This is a genomic window from Microcella flavibacter, assembly GCF_012530535.1.
Classification (GTDB): Bacteria; Actinomycetota; Actinomycetes; order Actinomycetales; family Microbacteriaceae; genus Microcella; species Microcella flavibacter.
The window spans coordinates 2,415,142-2,428,462 of record NZ_CP051299.1 but is presented as its reverse complement, the minus strand read 5'-3'; the positions used below and the strand labels follow the sequence as shown (position 1 = coordinate 2,428,462).

Genomic DNA, 13,321 nt, shown 5'->3' with positions numbered 1-13,321 from the left:
CGCACGGCACCCTCGATGGAGAACGTCATGACCCAGCTCGCCGACACCGCCCGCACCGAGACCCCCGCCGGCCCCGCCGCGGCCGCGCGCCCCACGCCGCGCCTCGCATCGCCCGCTTCCGCGACCGGCCCCGACACCGCCGACGTGGCGGTCGACGTCGCCTCGCTCGGCGAGCAGCTGCTCGGCCGCTGGGCGCAGGCCCGCCGCGAGTCGCGCGCCCTCATGGCCGACCCCGCGTTCCACCGCATCCCCGAGCTCGGCATGCACGAGCACCGCGAGCGCACTCTCGAGCAGCTGCAGAAGCTCGCCGCCACCGGCTCGGTGCTGCGGGCGTTCCCCGAGCGGCTCGGCGGCGACAACGACAACGGCAGCAACATCGCCAGCTTCGAGGAGCTGCTGCTCGGCGACCCGAGCATGCAGATCAAGGCCGGCGTGCAGTGGGGCCTCTTCGGCTCGGCCGTGCTGCACCTCGGCACCGAGCGCCACGACGAGCTGCTGAAGCCCATCATGACGATGGAGATGCCGGGCGCCTTCGCGATGACCGAGACCGGGCACGGCTCGGACGTCTCGGCCGTCGGCACCACCGCCACCTACGACGCCGACACCGATGAGTGGGTCATCCACACGCCGTTCCGCGCCGCATGGAAGGACTACCTCGGCAACGCCGCCGAGCACGGCCGCGCCGCCGTCATCTTCGCCCAGCTCATCACCCGCGGCGTCAACCACGGCGTGCACGCCTTCTACGCCCCCATCCGCGATGAGAGCGGGGCCTTCCTGCCCGGCGTCGGCGGCGAGGACGACGGCCTCAAGGGCGGCCTCAACGGCATCGACAACGGCCGCCTGCACTTCACGAACCTGCGCGTGCCCCGCACCAACCTGCTCAACCGCTACGGCGACGTCGACGAGCACGGCGTCTACACCTCGCCCATCGCCAGCCCCGGCCGCCGCTTCTTCACGATGCTCGGCACGCTCGTGCAGGGCCGCGTCTCGCTCGACGGCGCCTGCGTCGTCGCCAGCAAGCTCGCGCTCACCATCGGCATCCGCTACGGCGCCGAGCGCCGCCAGTTCACCGCCTCGAGCGACGACGAGGTCGTGCTGCTCGACTACCAGCGCCACCAGCGCCGCCTGCTGCCGCAGCTCGCCGCCACGTACGCCATGTCGTTCGCGCACGAGGTGTTCCTCGACAAGTTCGACCAGGTCTTCTCCGGCGCCGACGACACCGACGAGTCGCGACAGGATCTCGAGACCCTCGCCGCGGCGCTCAAGCCGCTCAGCACCTGGAACGCGCTCGACATCATCCAGGAGGCTCGCGAGGCCTGCGGCGGCCAGGGCTTCCTCGCCGAGAACCGCCTCGTGCAGCTGCGCGCCGACCTCGACGTCTACGCCACCTTCGAGGGCGACAACACGGTGCTGCTGCAGCTCGTCGCCAAGCGCCTGCTCACCGACTACTCGAAGAAGTTCGCCAAGGCCGACGCGGGCGCGCTCGCCGCGTACGTCGCCGACCAGGTGGGGGATGCCGCGATGCACCGCTCCGGCCTGCGCCGCCTCGCGCAGTCGGTCGCCGACTTCGGCTCGACCGCCCGCTCGGTCGGGTACGTGCGCGGCACCGCGGCCCAGCGGCAGCTGCTGACCGACCGGGTCGAGACGATGGTGGCCGAGCTGGCGGGGCGCCTGCGCGGAGCATCCCGCATGTCGAAGCCCGACGCGGCCGCCCTCTTCAACCGCCACCAGAACGAGCTCATCGAGGCCGCCCGCGCCCACGGCGAGCTGCTGCAGTGGGAGGCCTTCACCGACGCGCTCGACCAGGTCGAGGACGCCGGTACGAAGCAGGTTCTCACCTGGCTGCGCGACCTGTTCGGGCTCACGCTCATCGAGAAGAACCTGGCCTGGTACCTCATCCACGGGCGCCTCTCGGCCCATCGCGCGCAGGCCATCACCGACTACATCGACGGCCGCCTGCTGCCGCGCCTGCGCCCGCACGCGGTCGCGCTGACCGACGCGTTCCTGCTCGAGCCCGAGCACATCCGCGCCGAGATCGCGACGGGCGTCGAGCACGAGCGCCAGGAGGAGGCCCGCGCGCACTACGCCGGCCTCGCCGCGAGCGGCCTCGCGCCGATCGACGAGAAGGACCTCGTCGCCGGCAAGAAGGCGCGCCGCTAGAGGGTCTCGCGCCCCGCGCCCGGCCGCAGCCGCCGCGCGAGGCGGACGTTCGTGAACGCGACGCCGTCGATGAGCACCGTCCGGGAGCCATCGGCGGCGTCGTCGTGCGCGGCGGGGTCGGGCTCGAAGCCGAGGCGCAGCAGCACGGGCCGCGCGGTGAGGCTCGCGTGCACGGTCATCCACTCGAGCCCCGCGGCCTCGGCCGAGGCGATCACCCGCTCGACGAGCGCTCTCGCGACGCCGCGCCCGCCCGCCTCGGGGTGCACGAACAGCATGTCGATGTACCCGTGCTCGTCGCGGTCGATGAAGCCGACGACCCGGCCGTCGAGCTCGGCGACCCAGGTCTCGACGGCGGCGCGGCGCTCGTGCCAGCCGGGGCGCTCGGCGCGGGATGCCCAGAGCCGCGTCTGCTGCTCCGAGTAGTCGGCGCGTGCCGTCACCGCGATGGCCGCCCGCAGCACCTCGAGCGTCGGGTCGGCATCGCGCGGCTCGTAGGGTCGGATCGACAGCACCCGAGCATCCTGCCAGCCCGCTCGCGGCGGCCGTGCGTACGGTGCGGCCATGACCGTCACCGAAGTCGTGATCCCGCAGTCCGCCCCCGACCGACCCGGCGCCCTGAATGGCGTGCTCGGCGTGCCCGAGGGGCAGGGGCCGTTCCCCGCGGTGGTCGTCGTGCACGAGGCCTTCGGGGTCGACGCCGCGATGCGCGACCACGTCGAGCGGCTCGTCGGTCTCGGCTACCTCGTGCTCATGCCCGACCTGTTCAGCCGCGGCGGGGCGCGCAGACGCCTGGTCGCGACCTTCCGCGCCCTGCGCGCCGGCCACGGCCCGGCCTTCGACGACATCGAGGCGGCGCGCGCCCACCTCCTCGCCCGGCCCGACGCGCGCGGCACGGTCGGCGTCATCGGCTTCTGCATGGGCGGCGGCTTCGCGCTGCTGCTCGCCGGGCAGGGCGGGTACGGCGCGGCGTCGGTGAACTACGGGATGCTCCCCGCCGACCTCGACGATGTGCTCGACGGCGCCTGCCCCCTCGTCGGCAGTTTCGGCGGGCGCGACCGCTCACTGAAGGGAGCCGCCGCGCGGCTCGACGCGGCGCTCACGGCGCGCGGCATCGAGCACGACGTCGTCGAGTACCCGGAGGCCGGGCACGGGTTCCTCAACGCGATGCCCGCGGGGCCGCGGCTCATGCGCGTCGTCATGGGTCCCGTGATGGGGATGGGCCCGCGACCGGTGGATACTGCCGACGCCTGGCTGCGCATCGACGGGTTCTTCCGGCGCGAGCTCGCCTGAGCGCCGCCGGCCGGTGCCCGGCGGCGCGGCTCGCGCTGATACCCGTACGGGCTAGTGCTTGCTCGTCGCGTTCGTGACGGCGTCGGAGTTCTGCGAGCGGTTCGTGCCCGCCTTCTTGTCGGCCTTGGCGACGCGCTTCTCTTTGAGCGTCTTCGATGCGACGGTCTTGGTCGTGTTCTTGCGTGCGGACTTCTCGCCCATGGTGGTTCGTCTCCGATGCGAGGCTCGACGGCCTCCTGGTGCCGAGCGTACGCCTCACGGCGTCGCGGTGCGGCCGACGGGGCGGCATCGCTCGCCGTCGGCCGGGCCGCGCGGTGCTCGACTAGAGGGAGAGCTTCTCGCGCACGGCCGCGTCGCTCGGCTCGACGAGATGCGAGCCGTCGGGGAACACGACGACGGGGATGTTCATGCGCCCGCTGATCGACTGCGCCTCGGCGGCCGCCTCGGCGCTCGCCTCGACGTCGATCTTCGTCCACGCGACGCCGAGGTCGTTGAGCAGGGCCTCGGTGCGCCGGCAGTCGCGGCACCAGTCGGCGCCGTACATGGTGATGGTGGGGGTCGTGGTGTCGGTCGTCATACGAGGGGGAACGCGCGGGCGCGCCGCAATGTTCCCGGCAGCAGCGAGCGCCGTGCGTCCCCTAGGCGTTGCCGAGCGCCCCGATCGCGACGGTGAGCAGCGGCGCCACGACGAGCGCGGGCAGCAGGTCGCCGACGGCGACCGCGCGCACGTTGAGCAGCCGCAGCCCGACGCCGAGCAGCAGCACGCCTCCCGTCGCGGTGATGGCGGCGATCGCCGCGTCGCCCATGACCGAGCCGAGCAGCACGGCCAGCAGGGTGAGACCGCCCTGCCAGATGCCGACCGGAAGCGCCGCCGCCGCGACCCCCCACCCGAGCGAGGCGGCGAAGGCGATCGATCCGAACCCGTCGAGCACCGATTTGAGGGCCAGCTGGTCGATGCCCTGACCCGTGCCGTCGGCGAAGGCGCCGAGGATGGCGAGCGGGCCGATCGCAAACACGAGCGAGGCATCCACGAAGCCCGTGATGAAGCGCTCGCGCGGGCTCAGCGAGGCGATGGTGACGAGGCCGGTCGTGGTGTCGTCGAGGGGGCGGGATGCTCCCTCCGCCGTCTCGCTGCCGCGCGAGAACCGCCGCTGCAGCCACCCGCCGAACTCCTCGAGACGCTGCTCGATGCGCAGCAGCGAGCCCGCGATGCCGCCGATGAGCAGAGCGCCGAGCACGACGAGCAGCGTGCCGCCGGCGCTCACCTCCGCGACGAAGGCGGCGTCGGTGAGCGAGGCGAGGTTGAGGCCGCCGATGACGAGCACGACGAGGCCGAGGGCGTCGGTGACGACACGCGTGGTGCGCTCCGGCAGACGGTTGCCGAGGGCGACGCCGATGGCCGCGCCGGCGAGGATTGCGACGATGTTCAGCAGGGTGCCGAGTCCGGTCACGGGGCTCCTCCGCCTCTCAGCGGCCGCCCCCAGCGGGTGGCCGCAGGCGAGTCTAGAGCGGGGCGCGGTCCTCGTCGCTCAGTCGGCCGCGGGCGGGGTGGATGCTCGGCGCAGCAGTGCGCGGATCGCCCGCTCCTCGGCCTCGCCGATGCCGGTCAGCGCGTACGAGTTCGCCCACATGGTGCCCTCGTCGAGCGCCGCCTGGTCGCTGAAGCCGAGGGTGGCGTAGCGCGCTTCGAACTTCTCGGCGCCCTGGAAGAAGACGACCACCTTTCCGTCGCGCGCCCAGGCGGGCATCCCGTACCAGGTCTTCGGAGCGAGCTGCGGAGCCTCCTCCGCCACGAGCGCGTGCACCGTCTCGGCGAGCACCCGGTCGTGCTCGGGCATCTCGGCGATGCGGTCGCGCACGTCCTGCGCCTGCTGCTCGGCCTTCGCCGAGCCCTTCGAGCGCTTCGACTCGGCGCGCAGCTCGGCCGCGCGCTCCTTCATGGCGGCGCGCTCGCGGGCGCTCATCGTGCCGGTGCCGTCCTGCTCGGCCATGGGGGCTCCTCGGTGCTGCCGGAGCGGGCGCGCGCCCGCGGCGACACGCTAGTGCCGAACGCGCGTCCGCGGAAGGGCCTCGGACGTCGGAATCGACGGAGCCCCGACCTCGATCTCGCGAAAGTCGGGCGATGGCGCGGCTCGGTCCCCGACCGTCCGAGGATTCCGACGTCATGTGACCGGCGAGCGTCGCCCGACGGGGTCGATGCGCCCTGCGTGGTGACGAGCACCGGGGTCACTCCGCATCGCGTGACACCCGTGAACGGGCGAGACCCCCGCACGCGGCGGGGGTTCGAGGTGCCGTGGCTCCGACGGGCGTCGATCCCGTGACCTCACGATTTTCAGTGACTTCGGGGGCGAGATCGCACAGTATCTATGGCGTCGGCTCACTTCTGACCAGGCATTTTCCTGGATGCTCGCAGTTGCTCGCAGTTGGTTCAGCAGGCGGAAATGGCCCGGATATGGCCCAGGATCGGCGGGAGCGTCGCAGCCGAGCACGACACCGCCAATCAGACGATGCCCTGCTCGTGGAGTCGCCACCAGACCGTGTTCGCGGCGACCTGCTGCCCTGTCACGGGACGGCCGGTCTCGCCGTGCTTGGCGAGGTAGGCGGCGTTGTACGCGAGACAATCGTCGACCACCATCAGCGCGGCTTGACGTAGCTCGTCGAACGGGCCGTTCCTGAGCCCGCCATCGAGCAGGTCGTAGAGCGCCCTGGAGAGTTCGTGCGGCGCGGGAAGATCGGCTTCAGGCCCCGTCGGGGGGAACCGCCTCCAGAGTCGCGCCTCGACCGACTCGTCGTCGTGGACGAGTTCCCATCCCTCGATGTCCCATTGCGGGTATCCGTGCGACTCCCACTCCAGATTCATCCGGTCGGAGAAGAGCCCACGGAGCAACTCGGCGAGGAGCATCCTGGCGGCGTCGCTCTCGTCGGCGGAGATCGCCCAGTCGCGCACCTGCGGGACGCGATCGAAGAATTCAGGAACCGCAACGTGCGGCGCAACTGCTTCGGTCATCGGACACCTCCTCGATGGTCATGCATGCTGGAACGGAGCCGAAAAGCGTACCTCGCCATCCGGTCGCATCGGAAGAGCGTCAGCCGTCGAAACTAGGCTGGGGTGATTGGATCAGCACGAGAGGAGGCGCCGATGCCAGCACATATCACGCTCGACGCCTCCGGGCTGGTGATTGAGCCCGAGGGCAAGACTCGGGAGTACAAGCGCGACCTTTCGTCCCCGCGCCGGCCGATGCGGACCATTGCCGCTTTCGCCAACTCGGCGGGCGGGCAGTTGGTCGTCGGCATCGCTGACGACCGGACCGTGGTCGGCGTGGCCGATCCTCTGGCGGAGGAGGAGCGGGTCGCGAGCCTCATCAGCGACTGGATCGCGCCGAAGCTCGTGCCGTCGGTCGAGATCGTCCCGGTCGGCGAGAAGTCGATCCTCGTCGTGGACGTCGACCTCTCGGGCCGACGTCCGCACTACATTGACGCGGATGGCGTCGATGACGGCACCTACGTCCGGCTCGGCACCACCACCCGGAAGGCCGATCCGTCGCTGGTGCGTGAGCTGCAGCGGGGTGCCGAGGGGCAGAAGTTTGATGAGCAGCCCGCGATCGGCGAGGCCGTCGACGACCTCGACCTCCCCGCATTGGAGTCGATGCTCGGTCGTCCGGTCGACGAGGCGGTGCTGAAGACGCTCGGCCTGGTGGTCGCCGACCAGCGGCGGCTCGTCCCGACCTACGGCGGGGTGCTCGTCGCCGGGAAGAATCGGGAGCGGCTGTTCTCCGGCACCTGGGTGCAGGTCGCTCGCTTCCGGGGCGACAGGCGCATCGACATCTTCGACCAGGCCGAGTATCACGGGCACCTGCCGCAGGTGCTCGATGAGGTGCTCGTCTTCCTGTCGAAGCACGCTTACAAGTCCGCCGAGTTCACCGGCAAGGCCCGCCGCGATGACGTGCTCTCCATCCCGCTCGACGCGATCCGCGAAGTCGTCGTCAACGCCTTCGTCCACGCTTCCTATGAGACCAGCGGCGTGAACTTCAAGATCGCCTTCCTCGACGACCGCATCGAGGTCGAGAGCCCTGGGACGCTGCTGCCCGGCGTCACCGTCGAGGACATCTTTCGCGGCGTCTCCGTCGTGCGGAATCCGACGATCGCCCGCTTCTACCGCGAGCTGGGCCTGGTCGAGCAGTGGGGCACCGGAATCCCCTCAGTGATCGAGGCGCTCGCCGAGCGCGGCCTTCCCGCACCGACGATCGAAGAACTGCCCGGCCGGCTTCTGGTGACGATCCCCATCCCGTTGCACCGGCCGTCGATCGACCCGCGGCCGGGAACCGTCCGCGGCGGGGGCCAGTCACGAAGTCACCAAGACGAGTCACTAAGTCACCAAGCCGAGTCACTAAGCTCCGGGATTCTGGATCGGCTGGCCAGCGCACCAGCGGAGGGGGTCGCTCGGGCGGAGCTGCTCGCGGTGCTCGGACTCGGCAACGAGACGCGGAACGCGCAGCGCCACATCCAGCCGCTGATCGACGCAGGCCTCGTCGCCTTGACGATCCCGAACAAGCCGACGAGCCCGAAGCAGCGATACGTCCTCACCGAGGCAGGCAGGCAGGCGCTGAGGTCCTGACTACCCGAAGAAGATTGGGTCGTCGTGGCTGCCGATGTGGTCGAGGAGCGCCTGCACGTTCTTCGTCGGGCGCTTGCGTCGGTACTCATGGAACTTGAGGTTCCGATCCCGCCAATAGATCGACCACAGTCCGGTCGAGGCGGTGTACCGCAGCCGAGCGATCGGGAACCGGGTGTGCTCGCCGATGCCGTTCCACGGTGGGCGGACCTCCACGATGTCGACGTGGCGTGCAGACACGTCCGCCTCGACCTTCGCCTGATCCCAGAGGTGCTCCGGCCAGATCCCGCGGCACCACAACTGGATGCGGTCGAGGTCGGCTTCCGGCAAGGCCATGACTCATTCCTACCAGCCGTGCCGCTACAGCCCGAGCCCGCGGCTCGGCTGCGTCGGCCCCTGGTCGGGTGGGCGCCGGGTGAAGTCGTGGAGCTGCGCGGCGCGTGCCTTCCGCTCAGCCAGGGCACGCTCGGCCGCCTCGCGGCGTGCCTGCTCCTGGGCGATGCGGTTGTGGATGAGCTGCGCTGCCCCGGTCATGGGCAGGGCCTCTATGGTGGCGAGGTCGTGGCGTGCCGACTCTGCCTGCGCCCGCCATTGGGCGGCGAGTTTGGTCAAGTCCCAGGTAGTGGTGTAGCGCGGTCCTTCGAAGTGATGGGTTAAGCGCTGAGTTCGAGGACGGTGTCGGTATTCACCTCGTTTCCGGTGTCGGGCACGAGGCTCAGACGGGACTTGGCGAGGATGTCGAGGCCGAGGTAGCGGCGTCCTTCGGCCCATTCGTCGGTCTGCTCGGCCAGGACCGCGCCGACGAGGCGGACGATCGCGTCGCGATTGGGGAAGATGCCGACACTGTCGGTGCGGCGGCGGATCTCTCGGTTCAGGCGCTCGTTGGGGTTGTTGGACCAGATCTGCTGCCAGAGCCCCTCGGGGAACTGCGTGAACGCGAGGATGTCCGCTCTCGCGGCGTCGAGGTGCTCGTGCGCGTCGGGCAGCTTGCCGTCGACGTAGTCCAGGAGTCGGTCGAACTGGGCGTGGACGGAGGCTGCGTCGGGCTGGTCGTAGACGGAGTGCAGCATCGCCTTCACCGCCGGCCACATGCTCTTCGGGCACACGGACATCAGGTTCGCGGCGTAGTGCGTCCTGCATCGTTGCCAGCTCGCGCCGGGCAGGTTCGCGGCGATCGCCTCCACGAGGCCTTGGTGGGCGTCGGAGGTGACCAGACGAACCCCGCCCAGGCCGCGTGCGACGAGATCGGCGAAGAACGAGTTCCAGGCCGCCCCTGTTTCGGAGGTGGCGACCCGCAGGCCGAGGACTTCGCGGCGTCCGTCGGCGTTGACGCCGGTCGCGATCAGCACCACGGCGTTGATCACCCTGCCGCCTTCACGCACTTTCATGGTCAGCGCGTCAGCGGCAACGAAGGTGAACGGTCCGGCATCACCAAGAGGGCGGTGGCGGAACTGCTCGACGTGCTCGTCGAGATCGGCGGCCATGCGCGAGACCTGCGACTTGGACAGCGAGTGGATGCCGAGGGTCTTCACCAGCTTGTCCATCCGCCGGGTGGAGACCCCGGCGAGGTAGCAGTCCGCGACGACGGTGATCAGCGCAGTCTCAGCGCGCTTGCGGCGCTCCATGAGCCACTCGGGGAAGTAGGTTCCTGACCTCAACTTCGGGATCGCGACGTCGACCGTCCCGACGCGAGTGTCCAGCTCGCGGCGCCGATAGCCGTTGCGCTGCGTGAGCCGATCGGGGCTGGGTTTGCCCCATTCGGCGCCGACGACGGCGTCCGCGTCCGCGGACAGCAGTGCGTTGATCATGGTCTGCAGCAGGCTGCGCATCGAATCCGGGGACGCCTCGGCGAGAGCCTCGCCAAGAACGCCAGCAGGGTCGACAATATGTGGAGCGGTCATCGTGTGTGATGCCTTTCGAGTGGGATGTGAGAATTTCCTCGAAGGAACACCACGGTGACCGCGCCCACGTCCAAGACGACGAGCCAGCCACCGGGCTACACCACCTTATGGGGCACTACTCGTGGCTCCGACGGGCGTCGATCCCGTGACCTCACGATTTTCAGTTGTACGCGGCGGGTTTACGGGTGCCCACGAGTGCTCGTTCGTCGCGTGGTTCAGCGGAAGTCGTGCTAGTTGGAGGCGGCTGATTGTAGATGGTTTCAACCGAGTTCCCGGCCCGGGACCGGCCCGGAGCATTTCGTTGACACGGTGCGCCCGCCGTTCCTGACACACTTATACGGCCGACTGAGCCGAGGACCGAATGACTACCTACGAACCGAAAACGCTACCGCTCTCTCAAATTCTCCTGGATCCGAACAACTTTCGCTTTCAGGGTGACGCTGCCGTCCGTAGAGTTGCCGAAACGCGGTTCTCGGAAGACGGAGTTCAGAACGCGGCGTTTGCGCGATTGAAAGCTGATGGGCTCACCGAGCTGAAGCAGTCGATCATGTCAAACGGGTTCGTGCCTGTCGAGCGCATCGTTGTTCGCAAGCTGAGCGTGCAAGCAGGCGGCGTCGACGCAGCTCAGACGGAGGGCGACACTGTCGAACCCGTCGCCGTCCCGGACCTCTTCGTCGTCCTGGAAGGTAATCGCCGCTTAGCGTCTCTCAGATGGCTGAAATCCGACCACGAGGCAGGGATCGATCTTCCCGAGCAAGTACTCGAGATTTTCGATGCCGTGCCGGTCGTGGTTCTGGAGTCTGACGACGAGAGCGCGTATCTCGCCATTATGGGCATTCGACACGTCGGTGGCGTCAAGGAGTGGGGCGGGTACCAGAGTGCGCAGCTTGTGCATGAGCTGCGCAAAGAGCACTCTCTCTCCGCGCAGGATGTCGGCTCGCGCCTCGGACTCTCGGCCGTGGAGATTAATCGGCGATACCGCGCGTTCGAAGCCATGGACCAGATGCGAGCGAGTGAGGAGTATTCCGACTACGTCACCAGCGAGCTGTACCCGCTCTTCCACGAGGCGCTCGTCAGCCCCAAGGTCCGTACCTGGCTTTCGTGGGACGACGGCAGCATGACCTTTGAGAATGAGGACGAGCGGGAGAGTTTTTACTCGTTGCTGTCGCCATACACAGACACTGCCGGAGTCAAGCGTCCGCCGAAGATCACGTCTTACTCAGAGATCCGAGAACTCAAGACGATTCTGGACAACGAGGACGCGGTGCAATCGCTGCTCGACCTCGAGAAACCCTTCAGCGATGCCTCTGCGCTCGTGAAATCGGCGGATGCCGGACGCAACTGGCTGTCCAAGATCAACGCCGCTCTGGCGGCTCTCGACCACCTTGGAATCCGAGAGATTCGTCAGCTTGAGGACGGTCAGGTCAAAAAGTTGGCGGAGCTGCGTGATCTGATCGCCGAGATCGTGGAGTCGCGTGAGAAGCAATCGAGTTAGATCGCTTGCGGTCGCAGAACACATCGCGGCGACGATCTCGTTAGCTGAGCCCCCGACGCGCGTCGTCGATCTCATCGCGGGCGTCATGATTATTGAGCATTCTTTCACGCCCGACGAGGCTGCGGAATTTGCAGAGCAGCGGCTGGACGGGGTGAAACGCGGGCTGGAGTCCATTCTGGACGTCGCCACACCCTCGGGGACCTTCGCACGCTTCGCTTTCAACAGCTCTTCCGATGAACACCTGCAGGGCAGTTGCTTTGTACCTCCGGAAGAAGAGGGAACTCCGATCGCGGATGCGAAGCGCCGTCGGCTGGACTTCGATGAGTACGGCGCTTTCCTTAGGGGGCTGAATTGGCGGCAGTTCGAGGCTTGCTGCCGCGGCATTCTTGCCCTCCTCGGTTGCAAGGATCCCCGCCTGACGGCGTCGGCCAATGATCAGGGCATCGACTTCTTTGGTCGCTTGAGCCTCGAGGGACGCCTGGACATCTCGTCTCATCTACCGTCTCCAGATAGGCGCCTAGAAGTCTGGATGGTTGGCCAGGCGAAGCACTACTCGAAAACTCGAGTGTCGACGCCTGACCTCCGCGAACTCGTCGGATCCGTCGAACTGGCACGCACTGGCGCTGTCGCTGACGACGGACGCGCACTCCAGGGATTCGAGCCGAGAGTGTGCGATCCCGTCTTCTATCTCTTCCTTACGACCGGATCGATCAGTGCTGACGGATTGCGACTGCTCGCAGCAAGCGGAGTCGTCGGGCTCGATACCGGTCACATCGCGACGCTCCTGACAGATGCCGGAATTGGGCTTCGCGATGGCGATTTCGATGCGACCGCCGCGCTTGCGTGGGTCGATTCGAACTTGAACTCGCCGAGCTAAACGATATCGGGGTCGAATCGCATCAGTCGCGCCTTGATCGTTTCGAGCAGATTGTCGACGCTTCCGCCCGCTTCGAGCGCTGCTTCGGGAGCAACGTCGAGTGCGAAATGTGAGAGCGCTGCGGCGGTTGTGCCGATCACTTTCTTGAGTTGAACCGGATTGGGGGTCAGGCCAGTGTGGGTTGCGAGATCAAAGACGTAGATCCAGGCTGGCGGGCGCTCGTCCGATGGTGTTCCCAGTAAGCGCCAAGTTCCGTCTTCGGCGGCAATCAACTCGGGTTTGCCGAGAAATCTTTGCCAGCTATCCCAGACTGCCTCCGGGATAGCCAGGACACAGCCGGCTGAAGTGCCGTGAGCTCCGATCTGGAACTTGAACATCATCTGATAAAACGTGCGCTTGAACGCGTTCGAGATGTTCGGACCTTCAACGCCTTCCGACAACCAGTCGGGATGCGCCTCCACAGCAGCTGCGAAGTCGTCTTTATGGAGATGGCTCGCCGCGGCGATGTTGTCGACGGCTCTCTTGTAGGTGCCGTGGAAATCCATCGTCTGAATCTCGAAGATTGCATAGCGCCCGACATGGAGGACGCCGTCGACCATCGTGAGTTCGACCATGGTCGCGTCAAAGTTAAGTTCTGGCGACCGCTCAGTGGCTCGGACGCTGATCTCCCCGCCGAGCTTGCCCTGGAAGTAGGCCACGCCGGCCTCGCCGTCGAGCAGCGCTTGGCGGAACAGTTCCCGCTTCGTTTCATTCGCGAGCGACGGAGCCGCAATGAGCTGGACAGGGCGGCCGCTATCGAGTTCGAACAGTCGTCGTGCAGCATCCTCAAGCATCCCGACATCTAGCGCTCGGAACGGGCACGCAAGCCAGTCCTGCCGAAGGCCGTTGCTGGTGCTCGAGATGGTGCATACCCCACGGGACACCCCGCTTGACGAGCCGCCCTTGGACTTCGCGCTCTTGACGCAAGTCACCTGTGTCTCGGTGAC

General features: G+C 68.0%; 15 protein-coding genes. 5 read left to right on the top strand and 10 right to left on the bottom strand.

Going from position 1 to position 13,321, the window contains the following annotated elements:
• Positions 1 to 27 precede the first annotated feature (27 nt).
• Positions 28 to 2,160: an acyl-CoA dehydrogenase family protein gene (locus HGB54_RS11610; protein WP_168916551.1), complete on the top strand. Its 2,133-nt coding sequence runs from the start codon at positions 28 to 30 to the stop codon at positions 2,158 to 2,160.
• Here HGB54_RS11610 and HGB54_RS11605 read toward each other — a convergent pair.
• A complete protein-coding gene (locus HGB54_RS11605; RefSeq protein WP_168916550.1) occupies positions 2,157 to 2,672 on the bottom strand; it encodes a GNAT family N-acetyltransferase in 516 nt (171 codons plus the stop codon). The two genes, HGB54_RS11610 and HGB54_RS11605, sit on opposite strands and share 4 nt — an antisense overlap.
• Before the next feature lie 49 nt (positions 2,673 to 2,721).
• Here HGB54_RS11605 and HGB54_RS11600 point away from each other — a divergent pair, with 49 nt between their 5' ends.
• Positions 2,722 to 3,450 carry a dienelactone hydrolase family protein gene (locus HGB54_RS11600; RefSeq protein WP_168916549.1) on the top strand — a complete coding sequence of 243 codons (729 nt, stop codon included), beginning with the start codon at positions 2,722 to 2,724 and terminating at the stop codon, positions 3,448 to 3,450.
• A gap of 51 nt (positions 3,451 to 3,501) precedes the next feature.
• On the opposite strand, the gene HGB54_RS11595 is transcribed toward HGB54_RS11600, so the two are convergent.
• From HGB54_RS11595 to HGB54_RS11575, 5 genes are all read right to left on the bottom strand, one after another.
• Positions 3,502 to 3,651 (bottom strand): hypothetical protein, encoded by a 150-nt coding sequence (locus HGB54_RS11595; protein WP_168916548.1) that lies wholly within the window; start codon positions 3,649 to 3,651, stop codon positions 3,502 to 3,504.
• 121 nt (positions 3,652 to 3,772) lie between these two features.
• Complete coding sequence (locus HGB54_RS11590) at positions 3,773 to 4,027, bottom strand: glutaredoxin family protein (protein ID WP_168916547.1); 255 nt, start codon at positions 4,025 to 4,027, stop codon at positions 3,773 to 3,775.
• Positions 4,028 to 4,088: 61 nt separating this feature from the next.
• Positions 4,089 to 4,901, bottom strand: a complete 813-nt coding sequence (locus HGB54_RS11585; protein WP_168916546.1) for a DUF554 domain-containing protein — start codon at positions 4,899 to 4,901, stop codon at positions 4,089 to 4,091.
• Between the two features lie 78 nt (positions 4,902 to 4,979).
• A complete protein-coding gene (locus HGB54_RS11580) occupies positions 4,980 to 5,441 on the bottom strand; it encodes an iron chaperone (protein ID WP_168916545.1) in 462 nt (153 codons plus the stop codon).
• A 509-nt stretch (positions 5,442 to 5,950) separates the two neighbouring features.
• Positions 5,951 to 6,457: a hypothetical protein gene (locus HGB54_RS11575; protein WP_168916544.1), complete on the bottom strand. Its 507-nt coding sequence runs from the start codon at positions 6,455 to 6,457 to the stop codon at positions 5,951 to 5,953.
• Between the two features lie 132 nt (positions 6,458 to 6,589).
• Here HGB54_RS11575 and HGB54_RS11570 point away from each other — a divergent pair, with 132 nt between their 5' ends.
• Positions 6,590 to 8,065: an ATP-binding protein gene (locus HGB54_RS11570; protein WP_168916543.1), complete on the top strand. Its 1,476-nt coding sequence runs from the start codon at positions 6,590 to 6,592 to the stop codon at positions 8,063 to 8,065.
• Here HGB54_RS11570 and HGB54_RS11565 read toward each other — a convergent pair whose 3' ends face one another.
• The 3 genes from HGB54_RS11565 to HGB54_RS11555 are packed head-to-tail and all read right to left on the bottom strand — an operon-like array spanning position 8,066 to position 9,963.
• Positions 8,066 to 8,398: a DUF3024 domain-containing protein gene (locus HGB54_RS11565; RefSeq protein ID WP_168916542.1), complete on the bottom strand. Its 333-nt coding sequence runs from the start codon at positions 8,396 to 8,398 to the stop codon at positions 8,066 to 8,068.
• Positions 8,399 to 8,422: 24 nt separating this feature from the next.
• Positions 8,423 to 8,674 (bottom strand): hypothetical protein, encoded by a 252-nt coding sequence (locus tag HGB54_RS11560; RefSeq protein WP_168916541.1) that lies wholly within the window; start codon positions 8,672 to 8,674, stop codon positions 8,423 to 8,425.
• A gap of 41 nt (positions 8,675 to 8,715) precedes the next feature.
• Positions 8,716 to 9,963 (bottom strand): IS256 family transposase, encoded by a 1,248-nt coding sequence (locus tag HGB54_RS11555; RefSeq protein ID WP_168916540.1) that lies wholly within the window; start codon positions 9,961 to 9,963, stop codon positions 8,716 to 8,718.
• Positions 9,964 to 10,324: 361 nt separating this feature from the next.
• Between HGB54_RS11555 and HGB54_RS11550 the strand changes: the two genes are divergently transcribed.
• Together HGB54_RS11550 and HGB54_RS11545 are read left to right on the top strand one after the other, a co-directional pair.
• Positions 10,325 to 11,458 carry a hypothetical protein gene (locus HGB54_RS11550; RefSeq protein ID WP_168916539.1) on the top strand — a complete coding sequence of 378 codons (1,134 nt, stop codon included), beginning with the start codon at positions 10,325 to 10,327 and terminating at the stop codon, positions 11,456 to 11,458.
• Entirely contained in the window at positions 11,439 to 12,335 is an 897-nt protein-coding gene (locus tag HGB54_RS11545; RefSeq protein WP_168916538.1) for a restriction endonuclease, read from the top strand. The genes HGB54_RS11550 and HGB54_RS11545 overlap by 20 nt, the downstream gene beginning before the upstream one ends.
• On the opposite strand, the gene HGB54_RS11540 is transcribed toward HGB54_RS11545, so the two are convergent.
• The gene (locus HGB54_RS11540) at positions 12,332 to 13,168 is read right to left on the bottom strand and encodes a PDDEXK family nuclease (RefSeq protein ID WP_228545825.1); all 837 of its coding nucleotides are present in this window, start codon (positions 13,166 to 13,168) and stop codon (positions 12,332 to 12,334) included. The two genes, HGB54_RS11545 and HGB54_RS11540, sit on opposite strands and share 4 nt — an antisense overlap.
• Positions 13,169 to 13,321 lie beyond the last annotated feature (153 nt).

What these genes read in the sequence shown, in the direction of transcription:
- HGB54_RS11610 (WP_168916551.1), top strand. Translation starts at nt 28, where the DNA reads ATGACCCAGCTCGCCGACACCGCCCGCACCGAGACCCCCGCCGGCCCC.
- HGB54_RS11600 (WP_168916549.1), top strand. Translation starts at nt 2,722, where the DNA reads ATGACCGTCACCGAAGTCGTGATCCCGCAGTCCGCCCCCGACCGACCC.
- HGB54_RS11595 (WP_168916548.1), bottom strand. Translation starts at nt 3,651, where the DNA reads ATGGGCGAGAAGTCCGCACGCAAGAACACGACCAAGACCGTCGCATCG.
- HGB54_RS11590 (WP_168916547.1), bottom strand. Translation starts at nt 4,027, where the DNA reads ATGACGACCGACACCACGACCCCCACCATCACCATGTACGGCGCCGAC.
- HGB54_RS11580 (WP_168916545.1), bottom strand. Translation starts at nt 5,441, where the DNA reads ATGGCCGAGCAGGACGGCACCGGCACGATGAGCGCCCGCGAGCGCGCC.
- HGB54_RS11575 (WP_168916544.1), bottom strand. Translation starts at nt 6,457, where the DNA reads ATGACCGAAGCAGTTGCGCCGCACGTTGCGGTTCCTGAATTCTTCGAT.
- HGB54_RS11570 (WP_168916543.1), top strand. Translation starts at nt 6,590, where the DNA reads ATGCCAGCACATATCACGCTCGACGCCTCCGGGCTGGTGATTGAGCCC.
- HGB54_RS11565 (WP_168916542.1), bottom strand. Translation starts at nt 8,398, where the DNA reads ATGGCCTTGCCGGAAGCCGACCTCGACCGCATCCAGTTGTGGTGCCGC.
- HGB54_RS11555 (WP_168916540.1), bottom strand. Translation starts at nt 9,963, where the DNA reads ATGACCGCTCCACATATTGTCGACCCTGCTGGCGTTCTTGGCGAGGCT.
- HGB54_RS11550 (WP_168916539.1), top strand. Translation starts at nt 10,325, where the DNA reads ATGACTACCTACGAACCGAAAACGCTACCGCTCTCTCAAATTCTCCTG.
- HGB54_RS11540 (WP_228545825.1), bottom strand. Translation starts at nt 13,168, where the DNA reads ATGCTTGAGGATGCTGCACGACGACTGTTCGAACTCGATAGCGGCCGC.